Below are 13,809 nucleotides of genomic sequence, written 5' to 3'. Positions count from 1 at the left end.
TGGTGTGCTTGCCCTGCCAGCCCAGCCCCGCCGCCATCGCCAGCGGCTTTTCCATGACGGGGGCGGTATCGACGAACACCTTGACCTGAATATCATCGGCCTGATCGACAACCCAGCGCGCCAGCGCCTTGAGCGCGGTCTTGACCGTCTTGTGATAATCGCCGCCCTGCGCATAGACCGAGATCCGCCCCCGGTCGGGATGATCGGCCAGCGCGAACGGATCACGCCCCGGCGCATAGCTCATTCCCAGCATGATCACCGATCGCACGTCGCTCCACAGGGTCGCGGGGTCGGCGCGCTGGTCGGCGCGCGCCTCCATCCACAGCATGTCGCCGTGGCAGCCGTCGGCGAGCCAATCCTGCAGCCGTTCGGCAGTCTGCGGGCCAAGGCTGGCGGGCGCGATCGCGCAATCGGCAAAGCCCAGCTGCGCCGCTTCCGCTGCGATCGCCGCCTCAAGGTTTTTCTTGCCGCTACCCATCATTCTCCGCTACCCGATTCCTGTGGATCGACCAAGCCGGATGCCGCGCCTGTGCGCACTCTTGCCCGGGGGCAGGCCGTGACCGGCAATGCCATCGAAGCGCGCGGTCTGGTCAAGATCTTCGGGCGCCAGCGTGCGGTCGACGGGGTCGACCTCACCGTCCCGGCGGGCAGCATCTTCGGCATCCTGGGGCCCAATGGCGCGGGCAAGACCACCACCTTGCGGATGCTGCTGGGCATCGTCGATCCCGACGAGGGCACCCGCACATTGCTGGGCACCGACCATCCGCTCGATGTCGCCAAGCGCGTCGGCTATCTGCCCGAGGAGCGCGGGCTCTACCCTTCGATGAAGGCCTATGACGCGATCGCGTTCATGGGCGCGCTGCGCGGGCTGCCGCTCGCCGAGGGGCGCAAGCGGGGCAGGGCGATGCTCGAGGAGCATGGCCTGGGCAAGGCGGCGGACAAGGAGGTGCGCACGCTCTCCAAGGGCATGGCGCAGACCGTGCAGCTGCTCGGCACCCTGGTGCACGAGCCCGAGCTGATCGTGCTCGACGAGCCGTTTTCGGGGCTCGATGCGCTCAACCAGGCCAAGCTCGAGCGATTGATCCGCGCGCAGGCCGATCGCGGCGTCACCGTGATCTTTTCGACCCATGTCATCGCGCACGCCGAACGGTTGTGCGAGCGCATCGCGATCATCGCGGGCGGCAAGGTGCCGTTCACCGGATCGGTCTCGGAGGCGCGCGATCGCCTCCGCCCGCAGGTGCGGCTCGAGACCCGGTCGCTCGACGGGCCATGGCGCGGAGCCTTGCCCGCCGATGCTGCGCCCGAAGGACATTTCTGGCACTTCACGCTCCCCGAGACCGGGGTCGAGCCCTTGCTGCGCGCGCTGATCGAAGGCGAGGCGGGGATCCAGTCGCTGTCGATCGAGCGGCCCGGGCTGCACGATGCCTTCGTCGCGATCGCCGGCGCCGATGCCGCGCGCCAGCTCGAGGAAGAAGCGCGGCAGGAGACCGCCGATGCGTGAACTGCTGCGTGCTTCCTGGGTGATCGCCCGGCGCGATTTTGCCGCGATCATCTTTTCCAAGGCGTTCTTCTTCTTCCTGCTCGGACCGGTGTTTCCGCTCGCCATCGGGGTTGCTGCGGGCAGCATCGGCGGCCAGGTCGCACGCGATATCGACCGGCCCAGCTTCGCGCTGGTGATGGCCGCGTCTGATTCTGAGGCAGCGCTCGCGGCGCGCACCGCGCTTGCCGAGCAGCTCGGCGAGGGCAGGGTGCCGATGCTGGTCGCGATGCAATCCGATGCGCCCGAACAGTTGCTCGCCGCGACACAGGACACGCGCTTTCTGGGCGTGCTCACCGGCAGCCTCGCCGACCCGCAGCTGATCGGCACGGCGGGCGAGATCGAGCGCTGGCAGGGCCCGCTCGAGCTGCTGGTGGAACGCGCGCGCAAGGGCGAAGCGGCCGCGCCGGCAAGACTTGCCACCCGCGCGGTCGCACAAAGCTCGGGCTCGCAGGAACAGGGTCGGCTGGTGACCGCGCAGGTCGGCCAGGCGCTGCTGGTGCTGTTGACGATGCTGCTCGCCGGAATGGTGCTGTCCAACCTGGTCGAGGAAAAGACCAACAAGATCATCGAAATCCTCGCCGCGGCGGTGCCGATCGATTCGATCTTTCTGGGCAAATTGTTCGCGATGCTGGCAATGGCGCTGATCGGCATCGCCTGCTGGGCGGGGCTGGCATTGATCGCGATCACGCTGGCAGGAAACGGCGTTCCGGATCTGCCCGCGCCTGCCACCGGCTGGCCGATGTTTCTGGCGCTGGGCGTCGCCTATTTCGCGATGGCGTATCTGCTGCTCGGCTCGCTGTTCCTCGGCATCGGCGCGATGGCGACCACGGTGCGCGAGGTGCAGACGCTGTCGATGCCCGCGACGATGGGTCAGCTCCTGTTCTTCTTCCTCGCCTCGTTCTCGGTCACCCGGCTGGGCGAGCCGATCGAGCTGTTCGCGGTGGCATTCCCGTTCAGCTCGCCCTTCGCGATGCTCGCGCGCGCGGCGCAGGAGGACGTGCTCTGGCAGCATCTGCTGGCGCTGGGCTGGCAGGCGGCGTGGGTGCTGCTGCTGATCCGCTTCGGCGCGCGATTGTTCCGGCGCAATGTGTTGAAGTCTGGCGGCGGCGCCAAGCGCGGCCTGATCGCCGGGCTGATGGCGAAGCCCTAACGCAAAAGGGCCGCGCATCGCTGCGCGGCCCCTCTGGTGATCTCTGCCCGATGGGCGATCAGTACATATGCTGGCCGCCGTTGATCGACAGCGTCGATCCGGTGATGAACGCGGCTTCCTCGCCGGTGAGGAACACCACGCCACGCGCGATTTCTTCCGGGTTGCCGAGGCGTCCGATCGGAATCTGCGCGACGATCTTGTCCATCACGTTCTGCGGAATGGTGGCGAGCATTTCGGTGGCGATATAGCCCGGCGCGATGGCGTTGGCGGTGACGCCGTAGCGCGCGCCTTCCATCGCCAGCGACTTGGTAAAGCCGTGGATGCCCGATTTGGCGGCGGCGTAATTGACCTGGCCGATCTGTCCGCCCTGGCCGTTGACCGAGCCGATGTTGACGATGCGGCCCCAGCCGCGCGTGCGCATGCCGGGGAAGCACGCCTTGGCCATGTTGAAGCAACCGGTCAGGTCGACGCGGATCACCTCGTCCCACTGCTCCCAGGTCATCTTCATCATCGTCGCATCGCGGGTGATCCCTGCGTTGTTGACCAGGATGTCGACCGGGCCGTGGTCGGCCTCGATCTTGGCGACGGCATCCATGCTCTGCTGATGATCGCCGACATCCCATTTCTGCACCGCAATGCCGGTGCGGTCGGCAAAGGCCCGGGCTGCGTCGTCATTGCCACCGTAGCTGGCGACCACATGCGCTCCGGCATCCTTGAGCGCGAGGCTGATCGCCTCGCCAATGCCGCGCGTTCCGCCGGTTACGATTGCAATTCTGCCCATGCATACTCTCCTGTGTAGCCCGTGAATCAAGGCTTTCTCAGGCACACTAGGTAGGCAAGGCAGGCAAGACAAGTTGACGCTTGCGAAAACTTGGCGGGCGGAGCGAGGGGGAGGGTACGCCGCCTTTGCCGGCATTCCCGCGAACGCGGGAATCCCGCTTTCGCTCAATCGTCAGCGCACGAGCGGGACCCCCGCTTTCGCGGGGCTGACACAAATGTGTATAGTCGCCAACGGCACGAAAAAGGGCGGCACCATCGGTACCGCCCCTTGTTCTTCGTCGCTGCGGAAGCGCTTACCTGGCCCGCAGGCGGACCGGCAGGAACTGCGGCTGGCCGGCACGGCGCTGGACGCGCAGCAGCACGGCCTCGCGGTTGGCGGCGCGTGCCTCGGCGATGATCCGGTCGACATCCGCTCCGGTAGCGACCGGACGGTTGTTGATCGACAGGATCACGTCACCGCGGCGGATACCCTTGGTCGCGGCATCGCCCGAAGGATCGACCGCAGCCACCACGACACCCTTGAGTTCGGCGGGAACGCCGATCTGGCGGGCAATCTGCGGGGTCAGTTCGGTGACCGCCATGGCCAGCGCCTGGCGGGTGGCCTGCTCGCTGTCCTGCTCGTCCTGGTCCGAGAAATCCTCGGCAGCTTCGGGATTGAAGCTCTGCGCGGCCAGCTCTTCCTCGCTCGGGCGCTTGCCCACCGTCGCGGTGACGGTCATCCGCTCGCCGTTGCGCACCAGAACGACAGGGATGCGCTTGCCCGGGGCGATGTTGGCGACGATGAACGACAAGGTCTGGTCAGGCGTGACGTCCTTGCCATCGATCGAGACAACCACGTCGCCTGCCTTGATCCCGGCCTTCTCCGCTGCCTCGCCGGGCTCGACCCGCTGGACGAATTCACCGCGGCGCTTGGGCAGGCCAAGCGATGCGGCCAGATCGTCGGTCAACGGGTTGATGCCGATGCCCAGATAGCCGCGCTCGATCGCCGCGCCGCTGCGCAGCTTCTCGACGATGGGGGCCGCAACTTCGGCGGGGATGGCAAAGCCGATGCCGACGCTGCCGCCGGTGGGCGAGATGATCGCGTTGTTGATGCCGATGACGTTGCCGTTGAGATCGAACATCGGGCCGCCCGAGTTGCCCCGGTTGATCGCGGCATCGGTCTGCAGATAGCGGTCATAGGCGCCGCCCTGGCCGGTGTTGCGATACACCGCCGAGATGATCCCCGAGGTCACCGTGCCGCCAAGGCCGAACGGATTGCCGATCGCGAGGATCCAGTCGCCGACGCGCGCCTTAGTCGAATCGCCGAAGCGCACGAACGGGAATGCCTTGGTGCCGCTGATCTTGAGCACGGCAAGATCGGACTGCGGATCGCGGCCGATCAGCCGGGCGGGATATTCGGTGCCGTCGGGCATGGTCACGGTGATCGATTCGACCGAGGCATTGCCCTCGGCGGCCACGACGTGGTTGTTGGTGACGACATAGCCGTCGGCCGAGATGATGAAGCCCGATCCCAGCGACTGCGCTTCGCGGGTGCCACCGCCGCCGCCTTCGGGCGCGCCGAACAGGCCGCCGAACGGCGTTCCGGCAAACGGATTGTTGGCCACCTTGACGCGCTGGCGGGTGGAGATGTTGACCACCGCCGGCTGGAGCTGTTCGGTGAGGTCGGCAAAGCTCATCGGCGCACCGGCCTGGGGCGCGGCGGCCATCATCGCGCTCTGGTCGTTCTGGGCGACCTGCGCGCCCAATGGCTGGCCGGTGGCCAGCACCACGGCGCTGCCACCAAGCAAAAGGGCTGACGTCACTGCATAAGCGTATCGCACGTGTGATTCCTCTTCATGTCTCAAGACGCGACCACCGGTCTTCCCCAGAACACCGGCAAAGCGGCGCAAAACCATGGTTCTTCCGGTTTGCAATCCACGCCTGAACGCAGATTGAATGGTGTGGCGCATTTAGGTGCGCCACACCCGATTAGCGATTCCCCCGACCCTGGAATTCCCGCAGATATTCGTTGTTGGGCGACAGGATGATCGAGGTCTCGCCCGATCCACCCAGGAATGTCCGCTCGTAACTCTGCATGGCACGATAGAATTCATAGAACGATGCATCCTTGCCGAAGCTGTTAGCATAGGTACGCGATGCGGATGCATCGGCCTCGGCGCGGATGATCTGCGCGTTCTTCTGGCCCTGGGCGGTGATCGTCCGGGCTTCCTGCTCGCGCGCGGTGCGCATCCGCTGGAACGCGCTCTGCAGCGGCGTGCCCTGCGGCAGGTCGGCGCGCTTGATCTGCACGTCGACGATCTGTGCGCCGTATTGCGAAGCGATCCGGTCGAGCCCGGCCTGGATGCGGTCCATGATGCCGCCGCGCTCGGGGCTCAACAGGGCGGCGAACTGCCGCTTGCCGAGTTCGTTGCGCAGGGCCGAGCCGAGAATCGGGCGGAGTTCCGCCGCGACCCGCTCGACGCTTCCGGCCGAGACATACATCCGCTCGGGATCGACGATCCGGAAGCGGGCATAGGCATCGACCTCAAGCCGCAGCTGATCGGTGGAGAGCACCTGCTGCTGCTCCATTTCGACCGCGATCACGCGCTTGTCAACCCAGACGATCTGTTCGGCAAACGGAATGCGCGCGATCAGGCCCGCGCCGGTGCGGCCGAACTCCTCGTTCTCGCGATAGACGTTGAAGGTGCGCACCGGCTGCCCAAAGCGCACAATCACCGCCTGCTTGGTTTCCGGAACAATCGCGACAGAGCTTGCCAGCGCGATGAGGATCACCGCGAGCAGGCCAAGCCACAGCATCGGACGTTGCATGATCGTACCCATCAGCGTGCCTCCCCTGCAGCCGGCGCAGGCGGGGGCGTTGCCTCGACCCGCTTGCGCAGCTCCGGCAGCGGCAGATAGGGGACGACATTGCCCGGTTCGATGATCGTCTTGTCAAGCTTGGACAGTACCCGCTCCATGGTTTCGTAATACATGCGCCGACGCGTCACATCGGGCGCCATGCGGTATTCCTCGTAGACCTTGTCGAACGCTGCGGCTTCGCCCTGCGCGGCAGCGGTGAGCTGCTGGGCATAGGCGCGCGCCTCGTTGAGGAAGGTCTGCGCTTCCTGCTGCGCAGCGGACACCGCCTTGAACGCCTCGTTCACCGCTTCGGGCGGATCGGCCTTCTTGATCGCGACGCCTTGCACCTGGATGCCCGAACGATAGCTGTCGAGCAGCTCCTTCATCCGCTGCTCGACCTTCTGCTCGACCTCGATACGGCCGGGGCCGATCGCATCGTCGAGCGTGACTTCGGCCACGCTGGCGCGCATCGCGGCTTCAGCAGCCTCGCGAATGGTCGCCTCGGGGTCGGCGAGCTGGAACAGGTACAGCGTGGGATCGTTGATCGTCCAGCGCACCGAATAGGCCAGGTCGACCAGGTTCTGGTCGCCGGTGAGGATCAGATTCTCCTGCGTTCCCGCGGTCGGAATATCGATCGTGCGGATGTTCTGGACATCGACCGCCTGAAACGATTCGAGCGGCGAGGGCAGGGTCAGCGCGATCCCCGGTTCGAGCGTGCGCGAATAGGAGCCGAGCAGCGAGACGACGCCGCGTTCCTGCGGACCGACGCGGTGGATGCTGGTGAGCAGCAGCCACAAGACGAAGATCAGGCCGATCGCGATCGGCAGATAGCTCTTGCCGTTGGGACGCCGGGGCAGGCCGCCAAAGCCGCCGCCACCAAATCCGCCGCCGCCACCGCCGCGCCGCTTGAACAGTTCCTCGATGTTGGAGGCCTTGCGCCCGCCGGTCGGCGCTGCGCCTGCCGGTTGCCAGGGATTGCGCGGACCGCCGCTGCCGTTTCCGCCGCCGGCATCGCCGCCGGACCCTGAATCGCCGGAGCCTCCCGAACCTCCCGGTCCGCTGCCCCAGGGGCTGTTGTTGGCCATAGTCAGGATGTGGGAAAACCAGCCGGTCAGTCTTGTCATACTCTCTTTATAGGGCGTGACTCCGATAAAAACAGGGGTTTCATGCGCATCTGTTTTGCTCGGGCGCGCATTTCGTCTAGGCAAAGCCGGGGCTTGCGCGATCTGCGCGCGCCGCTTTATGCGCTTGGGACACTATGGCAGAGCTGAACGAGATCGAAACCGCTGCAGCCGCAGCGAGCGAGGGCAGGGCGAGCGGCGTGCGGCTGCGCGAGGACGGAACGGTTTCGGTGGTGCTCGATGTCGCAGGGCTCGACGGCCTGGCGCGTGACCGCATGGAGATCGCGCTCAAGGGCGAATTGCTCAAGCTTGAAGGTGTCACCAAGGTGCAGGTCGCGATGACCGCAGAGCGCCGCCCGCCGCGGTTGATCGTGGTCGGCTCGGGCAAGGGTGGGGTGGGCAAATCCACGTTTTCGGCCAATCTGGCGGTCGCGATGCACCGCGCCGGACGCAAGGTCGGGCTGGTCGATGCCGATATCTATGGCCCCAGCCAACCGCGGCTGTTCGATTGCGAGGACGTCAAGCCCAGCGCGCGCGACGAGAAGCTGGTGCCGGTGCCCAATGATTACGGCGTGCCGCTGCTATCGATGGGGCATATCGTGCCGCAGGGCCAGGCGATCGCGTGGCGCGGGCCGATGGCGGGCAAGGCGCTCGACCAGTTGATCAACGCGCATTGGGGCGATGTCACCGATATCATCGTCGATCTGCCGCCGGGCACCGGCGATGTGCAACTCTCGATGCTGCAAAAGCACAAGCCCGCCGGCGCGGTGATCGTCTCGACCCCGCAGGATCTGGCGCTGATGGATGCGGTGCGCGCGATCAGCCTGTTCGAGCAGGGCAGCGTCCCGATCATCGGGCTGATCGAGAACATGGCGGGCTATGTCTGCCCGCATTGCGGCGAGCTCTCCGATCCGTTCGGCATCGGCGGCGCGGAGGCGGCGGCCAAATCGATGAACATGCCGTTCCTCGGCCGGGTGCCGCTCGACATGACGATCCGCCGCTCGAGCGATGCCGGGGTGCCGCTCGCCTCGGGCGAGGGGCTGATCTCCGACGGGTTTGCCGCCATCGCCGCGCGCATCTCGACCTGGATCGACAACCGCTTCGGTGCCGCGTCTGGCGGGGCAGGCTGACGGCATGGTGCAGATCACGCGGCGCGGCCTGCTGATCACTGCGGCGGCGGGCACCGGGCTGACGGTCGCCTGGGCGCTGTGGCCGCGACGCTACGACAACCCGCCCGGGCTGGCAGGCGACGAGGCGGTGTTCGGCGCGTATCTGCGCATCGCCGCCAACGGCACCGTGATCGTCAGCAATCCGCATTGCGAGATGGGGCAGGGGGTGGGCACCGTGCTCGCCCAGATCGTGGCGGAAGAGCTCGGCGCAGACTGGCGCACCATCGCGCTCGAGCCCGCGCCGCCCGTGCCGGTCTTCGCCAACACCGCGCTCGCCAGCGAATGGGCGCCTTTGCTGCTGCCCGTCAGTCCCGCGCTCAAGCCCGATGGCAACGACATATTGGTGCGCCGCTGGGCGGCGATGCGCGAGTTCGTGGTGACCGCGGGCGATACCGAGGTCACCGCGTATGAGCCAAGCTATCGCGCTGCGGCGGCGACCGCGCGATCCTTGTTGTGCCAGGCGGCGGCCGACCGCTGGGGCGCGACGCTCGAAGAGACCGACACCCGCGACGGCTTCGTCGTGTGGGGCAACGAGAAACTGCGCTTTGCCGAGCTGGCAAAGGCGGCGGTAGACTATCCGGTACCCAACCCCCCACCGTTGCGCACGACGCTGCCCGGCAATGTCCGCGCCGAGCCGATCGGCGATGCGCCGCCATTCGCGCGGCTCGATCTGCCCGGCAAGGTCGATGGCAGCGCGACCTTTGCCGGCGATGTGCGGCTGCCCGACATGGTCTACGCCGCGATCCGCCAGGGGCCGGTGGGCGCGACCGCGCTGGTCAGCGTCGACCGCAAGGCCGCCGACGGCATCACCGGCCTGATCGATATCGTCCAGGGCAAGGACTGGGTTGCGGCGGCGGCGACGAGCTGGTGGGCGGCGGACAAGGCGGTCAACCGGCTGCGGCCGCGCTTTGCCCATACAGGCAAGAGGCGCAGCGGCGAGGCGGTCGCAGAGCGGCTCGCCAATGCGCTCGACGGCGAAGGCGGCAACCAGGGCAAGGGCTATCGCATGATCGCGCGCGGCGATGGCGACGCGGGCTTTGCGACCACCAAGGGCGTCGCTGCGCGCTATGCGATCGCGGCGGCTCCGCATGCCACGCCCGAAACCGGGGCGGTGACCGCGCGCTTCGACGACAACCGGCTCGAACTGTGGGTGGCCAGCCAGGCGCCGGCTGTGGCGCGGCGGCGTGCGGCCGAGGCGCTGGGCATTCCTGCCGGCAATGTGCAGATCTATCCGATGCCCGCAGGCGGCTCGTTCGACCGGCGGCTGGATGATGATCTGGTCGCCCCCGCCGCGATCCTGGCGCGCGATCTGCGCCGCCCGGTGCAGCTGACCCGCTCGCGCCGCGAAGAGGCGGTGCGCGATCCGCTGCGCACGCCGATCGCCGCGCGCCTCGCCGCGATCACCGATGCGCAGGCCAATATCTCGGCGCTGTCGATCAAGATTGCCTGCCCGCCGACCGCACGCGAATCGGCGCAGCGGTTGTTCAACGATTCGACAGGGATGAACGCGATCGGCGATACCAGCGGCGAGGCAGATCTGATGGCGGTGTCGGGCGCGATGGTGCCGTATGACATCGCCAACATCGCGATCGACCATTACCCGGTGCGGATCGACATCCCCACCGGGCGCTGGCGCGGCAATGCGGCGAGCTATGGCGTGTTCGTCACCGAATCGTTCATTGACGAGCTGGCGGCGCAAGCCGGGCGCGAGCCCCTGTCGTACCGGGTGCAGATGCTGGGGCAGAACATCCGCCTTGCCAACTGCCTGACCCGGGTGGCGGGGCTGGCCGAATGGGATGGCGGGCTCGACAACAGCGGCCAGGGCGTCGCCTGCTGCAGCTGGAACGGCGCGCATATCGCGGTCGTCGCCAGCGCCTCGCGCAGCAGTGGCGCCGACGGCGCGGGCGCGCGCGGCGGCTTTCGGGTCGAGCGATTGTCCGCGGTGGTCGATGCCGGGCGCATCATCAATCACGACATAGCCTTGCAACAGATTGAAGGCGGTATGATATTCGGCCTTGCGATGGCGATGGGCTGCGCTACCGGCTGGACCGATGGCTATCCCGATGCCCGTACCTTGAGAGACCTTTCCCTGCCGCAACTGGCCGACATACCGGAGATCCGCGTGGACTTTATCGAGAGCCAGGAGCCGCCTGCGGGCCTTGGCGAGATCGGCGTGCCTGCGGTTGCCCCTGCCATCGCCAATGCGCTCGCCTCTGCCACCGGCCTGCGCCTGCGTCAGCTGCCCTTGCTCTCGGGTGGCCTGTGAGCGATTTCGACATTTCCAAATCGGGCATGGCGCCGCCCGCCGATCATCCGCCGATCCTCAAACCGCGCATCGGCGTGTTGCTGATCAATCTCGGCACGCCCGCCGCGCCGACGACCAAGGCGGTGCGCGACTATCTGGGCGAATTCCTGTCGGACAAGCGCGTGGTGGAAATCCCCGCGATCGTCTGGCAGCCTTTGCTGCGCGGCGTCATCCTCAACACCCGCCCGCAGAAATCCGCCGCGGCCTATGCCGAGGTGTGGACCGACCAGGGCTCGCCGCTCGCGGTCTATTCGAAACGGCAGGCCGAGGCGCTCAAGCACCGGCTGGGCGATGCGGTGCTGGTCGAATACGCGATGCGCTATGGCCAGCCCTCGATCGAATCGCGGATCACGGCGATGAAGCAGGCGGGGTGCGACCGCATCCTGCTCGCGCCGCTCTATCCGCAATATTCGGGCGCGACGACGGGCACCGCCAACGACAAGGCGTTCGAGGTGCTGCAGGCGATGCGCTGGCAGCCCGCGATCCGCACGCTGCCGCCCTATCACGACGACCCCGCGCATATCGATGCCTTGAAGCGCAACATCGAGCATGCCATCGCCTCGCTCGATTTCGAGCCCGAGGAAATCGTCACCAGCTTCCACGGCATGCCGCTGCGCACGCTGCATCTGGGCGATCCCTATCACTGCCAGTGCCGCAAGACCGCGCGGCTGTTGTCCGAGGCGATGGGGCGCGAGCTCGTCGTCTCGTTCCAGTCGCGCTTCGGCCGCGCCAAATGGCTCGAGCCTGCCACCGACGACACGCTCGAGGCCTTGGGCAAGAAGGGCGTCAAGCGCATCGCCGTGGTCGCGCCGGGCTTCTCGGTCGATTGCCTCGAGACGCTCGAGGAACTCGCGATCCAGGGCCGCGAGCAGTTCGAACACGCCGGCGGCGAGAAGTTCGCGTACCTGCCGTGCCTGAACGCCAGTGGCGAGGGCATGGACATGCTCGAGACGCTCGTGCGGCGCGAACTGGGCGGGTGGATTTAGGTCTTTACAGGCCCACCCCGCGCGGCAAGCCGCGCTGCCCCTCCCGCAAGCGGGAGGGGAGAGGTTGCGCAACATTCTCCCCTACCGCTTGCGGGAGGGGTGGCTGAGGCAAAGCCGAAGCCGGGGTGGGCCTGAAAATGCTGGTCCTGTAAAGCTTCGCAACCTCCCTCGACTTGCCCCGGCACTCGCGGCATACATCGCGCAACACGATCAGCGGGGGAGCACCAGCCATGACCGACATCTTTCTAGGCCTGGGAGGCGGCGAGCGGCAGGCGCTGGTGCTTTCCCGCGCCAACCGGCACGGCATGGTGGCAGGCGCCACCGGCACCGGCAAGACGGTCACGCTGCAGGGCATCGCCGAAAGCTTTTCCGCCGCGGGCGTCCCGGTGTTCGTCGCCGATGTGAAGGGCGATCTGGCAGGAATCGCGATGCCGGGCTCGCCCACCCACAAGGCGCATGACAAATTGGTCGCGCGCGCCGCCGAGATCGGGCTCGAGGGCTTTGCCTATTCGGACAACCCCGCGATCTTCTGGGATCTGTATGGCGAGCAGGGCCACCCGATCCGCACCACGATCAGCGAGATGGGGCCGCTGTTGCTCGCGCGGCTGATGGGATTGAACGACACGCAGGAAGGCGTGCTCAACATCGCCTTCCGCTTTGCCGACGAGCAGGGCCTGCTGCTGCTCGATCTGCCCGATCTGCAATCGGTGCTCGCTTATACCGCGGAGAATGCGAGCGAACTGTCCGCACGCTTCGGCAATGTCACCAAGGCCAGCGTCGGGACGATCCAGCGGCAATTGCTCCAGCTCGAAAGCCAGGGTGCGGGCCAGTTCTTCGGCGAACCCGCGCTCGAGATCGACGATTTCCTGTGCTGCGACGACCAGGGCCGCGGCTATATCAACGTGCTCGCCGCGGACAAATTGATGCAGAGCCCCAAGCTCTATGCGACCTTCCTGCTGTGGCTGCTGTCCGAGCTGTTCGAGACGCTGCCCGAGGTCGGCGATCCCGAAAAGCCCAAACTCGTCTTCTTCTTCGACGAGGCGCATCTGCTGTTCGACGACGTTCCGCAGGCGCTGGAAGAGAAGATCGAGCAGGTCGTCCGGCTGATTCGCTCGAAGGGCGTGGGTGTCTATTTCGTCACCCAGAACCCGATCGACATTCCCGAAAAGGTCGCAGGCCAGCTCGGCAACCGGGTGCAGCACGCGCTGCGCGCCTTCACCCCGCGCGACCAGAAGGCGATTCGCGCCGCCGCCGACACCTTCCGGATCAACCCCGATCTCGATGTCGAAACCGCGATCACCGAGCTGAAGACCGGTGAAGCCTTGGTCTCGACGTTGCTCGAGGACGGCTCGCCCTCGATCACCCAGCGCACCTTGATCAGGCCGCCGCGCTCGCGGCTGGGCCCGCTGACCCCCAAGGAGCGCGCGATCATCCAGTCGGTGTCGCCCTATGACGGCAAATATGACGCGCGGATCGAGCGCGAATCGGCGATGGAGGTGCTCGCGCAAAAGGCGGCCGATGCCGCGGCTGTGGCCGAGGAGGTCGAGGCGCAGGGCAAGGCCGAGGTCGCCAAACAGCCGCGCAAGACGACATCGATCTGGGCCAAGGCGGGCAACGCGGCGGCTGGCGCGGCGGCAGCCTCCGCCGGCGCAGTGCTGGCCGGCGCGCTCACCGGCAAGAAAAGCCGCGCCAAGCCCGGCGCGAGCGCTGCCAGCGCAGCGGCAGGCACGGTCGCGACCGAGATCGGCAAGGCATTCGGGTTTCCCGGCCTGGGCCGGTTCGCGCGCAATTTGCTGGGCGGGTTGATGCGGTAGGGGGTCGCCTGATCCATGCATCTTCGATCGTCACCCTCGCGAAGGCGGGGGTCCCGCTTCTGCGCGAAGGGTCAGACAAAAGCGGGATTCCCGCCTTCGCGGGAAT

The 13,809-nt window shown here is 67.0% G+C and carries 11 protein-coding genes; 6 read left to right on the top strand and 5 right to left on the bottom strand.

Annotated features, from left to right (window positions below):
- Window positions 1–478, bottom strand: a 478-nt coding sequence (locus QUV11_RS13065) for a QueG-associated DUF1730 domain-containing protein (RefSeq protein WP_300883331.1), incomplete at its 3' end; no start/stop codon positions are given.
- A gap of 78 nt (window positions 479–556) precedes the next feature.
- Between QUV11_RS13065 and QUV11_RS13060 the strand changes: the two genes are divergently transcribed.
- Together QUV11_RS13060 and QUV11_RS13055 are read left to right on the top strand one after the other, a co-directional pair.
- A complete protein-coding gene (locus tag QUV11_RS13060; RefSeq protein ID WP_300883330.1) occupies window positions 557–1,501 on the top strand; it encodes an ABC transporter ATP-binding protein in 945 nt (314 codons plus the stop codon).
- A complete protein-coding gene (locus QUV11_RS13055) occupies window positions 1,494–2,690 on the top strand; it encodes an ABC transporter permease (RefSeq protein WP_300883329.1) in 1,197 nt (398 codons plus the stop codon). The genes QUV11_RS13060 and QUV11_RS13055 overlap by 8 nt, the downstream gene beginning before the upstream one ends.
- 58 nt (window positions 2,691–2,748) lie before the next feature.
- Here QUV11_RS13055 and phbB read toward each other — a convergent pair whose 3' ends face one another.
- The 4 genes from phbB to hflK all read right to left on the bottom strand — a co-directional run bounded on the left by phbB (window position 2,749) and on the right by hflK (window position 7,432).
- Window positions 2,749–3,471: an acetoacetyl-CoA reductase gene (gene phbB / locus QUV11_RS13050; protein WP_300883328.1), complete on the bottom strand. Its 723-nt coding sequence runs from the start codon at window positions 3,469–3,471 to the stop codon at window positions 2,749–2,751.
- Between the two features lie 292 nt (window positions 3,472–3,763).
- Window positions 3,764–5,290, bottom strand: a complete 1,527-nt coding sequence (locus QUV11_RS13045) for a Do family serine endopeptidase (protein WP_289619114.1) — start codon at window positions 5,288–5,290, stop codon at window positions 3,764–3,766.
- Between the two features lie 148 nt (window positions 5,291–5,438).
- Window positions 5,439–6,290, bottom strand: coding sequence for a protease modulator HflC (hflC, locus tag QUV11_RS13040; protein WP_289619113.1), 852 nt, complete (start codon window positions 6,288–6,290; stop codon window positions 5,439–5,441).
- Window positions 6,290–7,432, bottom strand: a complete 1,143-nt coding sequence (hflK, locus tag QUV11_RS13035; RefSeq protein ID WP_300883327.1) for an FtsH protease activity modulator HflK — start codon at window positions 7,430–7,432, stop codon at window positions 6,290–6,292. The genes hflC and hflK overlap by 1 nt, the downstream gene beginning before the upstream one ends.
- A 134-nt stretch (window positions 7,433–7,566) precedes the next feature.
- On the opposite strand from hflK, the gene QUV11_RS13030 reads away from it, so the two are divergent.
- The 4 genes from QUV11_RS13030 to QUV11_RS13015 all read left to right on the top strand — a co-directional run bounded on the left by QUV11_RS13030 (window position 7,567) and on the right by QUV11_RS13015 (window position 13,703).
- A complete protein-coding gene (locus QUV11_RS13030) occupies window positions 7,567–8,559 on the top strand; it encodes an Mrp/NBP35 family ATP-binding protein (RefSeq protein ID WP_300883326.1) in 993 nt (330 codons plus the stop codon).
- A 4-nt stretch (window positions 8,560–8,563) separates the two neighbouring features.
- Entirely contained in the window at window positions 8,564–10,864 is a 2,301-nt protein-coding gene (locus QUV11_RS13025) for a molybdopterin cofactor-binding domain-containing protein (RefSeq protein ID WP_300883325.1), read from the top strand.
- Between the two features lie 26 nt (window positions 10,865–10,890).
- Window positions 10,891–11,889, top strand: coding sequence for a ferrochelatase (gene hemH, locus QUV11_RS13020; RefSeq protein ID WP_300883334.1), 999 nt, complete (start codon window positions 10,891–10,893; stop codon window positions 11,887–11,889).
- Window positions 11,890–12,119: 230 nt separating this feature from the next.
- On the top strand, window positions 12,120–13,703 hold the full coding sequence (locus QUV11_RS13015) for a helicase HerA-like domain-containing protein (protein ID WP_300883324.1): 1,584 nt from the start codon (window positions 12,120–12,122) through the stop codon (window positions 13,701–13,703).
- The last annotated feature ends 106 nt before the right edge of the window (window positions 13,704–13,809 follow it).

The organism is Blastomonas sp. (assembly GCF_030373265.1).
GTDB lineage: Bacteria > Pseudomonadota > Alphaproteobacteria > Sphingomonadales > Sphingomonadaceae > Blastomonas.
This window is presented reverse-complemented; position numbering and strand designations above follow the sequence as displayed.